Here is a 2303-nt window from a genome sequence, read left to right as displayed (position 1 = left end):
CATCCGGGCGGGTCGCTGCAACCGCTGCCCGGCACCGAGCTGTCGCTGCCGAACGGAATTGATGTGTCGGAAGACGGGCGTTACCTGTACGTTGCCGCGAGTGGTACGCACGAACTGGTCCGCTTCGACCGTCGCGCGACGCCGATCGGCAAGCGCACGGTGTCGGTGCCGATGCGACCGGACAACGTTCACTGGGACGGCAATGGGAAGCTGTTGATCGCCGGCCGCAACGCTGTCGACCCGGCAACGTGCGACGGCACGGGCTGCGCTGCAGGCTGGTCGGTGGTTGAAGTGGATCCGGAGTCGCTGGCCGTCACGCGCCTTGGCGGTGCGGACGGAACCGCCTCGATGCAGCGCGCAAGCGCGGCCATACGGGTTGGCAACGAGATCTGGGTCGGCAGCAATCAGGATCGTATCGCGCGCTTTCCGCTGAACTGAAGATCCCGCTCTTGGCCGAAGGCTGCCCTAGAGAGGGGATCAGAGCAGTCATGAAGGAGACGGAATGAAAAACAGATGGTTTGCAGGTTTCGCTGCTTGGGCAGTCCTGCTCGCCGTTGCCGGACCGGTGTTCGGACATCACAACACCGCGGCAAGGTATGCCGATGAGCGTCCCGTGACGATCATGGGGACGGTTGTCCAATTTCGCATGATCAGTCCCCATTCCCGGCTCTTGGTGGAGGTGGAAGGGGAAACGGGCGAAGCGGTGATCTGGGACTCCGAGACGAGCTCCGGACCGACCCTGTATAGGAGAGGCTGGAGAACCGATGACCTTAATCCCGGGGACCGAGTCACGGTGACCGGAAGACCCGCTGTGGACGGCTCGCCGTCCATGCAGCTGATCAGGGTGGTTGCACCGGGCGGGAAGGTGCTCGAGTAAGGAATCATTCGTTCGTCAATGAAATGTAGCGTGTCCAACGAATAAGCGACCAACCCGTAGTGGAGCAAGAAAAATGTTCATAAATCGAATCAAGTTAGCTGTTCCGGGGGCTGTTGTTCTTGTCGCAGGCTGCAGCTCAGGCAGCTCAGTCGACGGTAATATCGTCACCGGCGAAGGCTTCTCCAATCCAAATCCTGTGGTCAACACCCAGTGGGGCGAACTGCCCGCCGGGCGAGTTTGGGGGCACACTGCGGGTATCGATATCGATCCCACCGATGGCCATATCTGGGCCTATGAGCGCTGTGGAGCCGGCGGTGGCGGTGGCGCTGCCGGCGGCTCAGTGAACTGTGATACCAATCCGGTAGATCCGATATTCAAGTTAGATCGCAGCACGGGCGAAGTGCTGGCCAATTTTGGGGCGGGAATATTCACAATTCCCCACGGGATCCATGCGGACTATGAAGGCAACGTCTGGGTCACGGACTTTGCCACTAACGCTAGCGGCACCAAGGGCCAGCAAGTGCACAAATTCAGCCCGGATGGTGAACTTTTGATGAGTCTGGGTGTAGCGGGTCAGACGGGCAACGACGGCGCCCACTTCAATGGACCGAACGACGTTGTCGTTGCAGAAGACGGCAGTATCTTCGTATCCGACGGCCACGCGGGCCAAGGCATGACAACTGCCGACTCAGTAGAACAGGGCAGGCGGGCTGGCCAAACAGGTCGTATCCTCAAGTTTGCTGCCGATGGCACCTTCATCATGCAGTGGGGTCAGCTCGGTGCGGCTCATGGCGAGTTTCGTACACCCCATGCGCTCGAGATTGATTCGCAGAACCGACTTTGGGTAGCGGATCGCGGAAATCATCGATTGGAGATTTTCGATCTGGAAGGCAACTATCTGGAATCTCGCTACAGCTATGGCCGCATTAGCGGAATATTTATTACAGATGACAACCTGGTTTACGCGATCGATTCCGAATCTGATCCCTTCCGCCATGTCAACTGGATCGCGGGCGTTCGCATCGGCCCACTGAACGAAGACAGATTGACTGCCTTTATTCCGGGATATCCCGACGAGAATCGTGGCTATCACTCTACTGCTGGTGAAGGGGTGGCTGTGGACGCCGACGGTACTGTTTTCGCGGCCGAAGGGCCTTCGTCGATACCGATTGCCAGAGGGGCCTTTACCAGGTACAGCGCACAGTAATCTCCAGCGCACGCCCTTTCAGGGCGCCAGGCCTCGATATCATGGAGTGATGGACATGTACACTGAACAGCGGAGGACGCAAGATAATGGCGAGCGCTAGGGCTGATTTTAGGTCGCTGAGCAAAGAGTGGCCGGACCTGACGGAGGCGGAACGGGACCGCCGCTGGCATGAGGTGCGCTGGCGCATGGACATGGCGGGGCTCGATTGCCTGCTCGTCT

At 59.3% G+C, this 2303-nt stretch carries 3 protein-coding genes; all 3 read left to right on the top strand.

Annotated features, from left to right (window positions below; all coding sequences use genetic code 11):
- Positions 1-438 (top strand): SMP-30/gluconolactonase/LRE family protein (locus tag OXG98_06945; protein ID MCY3771740.1); only part of this gene is annotated, 438 nt, incomplete at its 5' end.
- Positions 439-502: 64 nt separating this feature from the next.
- A complete protein-coding gene (locus OXG98_06940; GenBank protein MCY3771739.1) occupies positions 503-877 on the top strand; it encodes a DUF6152 family protein in 375 nt (124 codons plus the stop codon).
- A gap of 73 nt (positions 878-950) precedes the next feature.
- Positions 951-2084, top strand: coding sequence for a hypothetical protein (locus tag OXG98_06935; protein MCY3771738.1), 1134 nt, complete (start codon positions 951-953; stop codon positions 2082-2084).
- The last annotated feature ends 219 nt before the right edge of the window (positions 2085-2303 follow it).

Source organism: Gemmatimonadota bacterium, assembly GCA_026706345.1.
Lineage (GTDB): Bacteria > JAAXHH01 > JAAXHH01 > JAAXHH01 > JAAXHH01 > JAAXHH01.
Note: the sequence above shows the minus strand (reverse complement) of the source record. Positions and strands in the feature narration are given on the sequence as shown.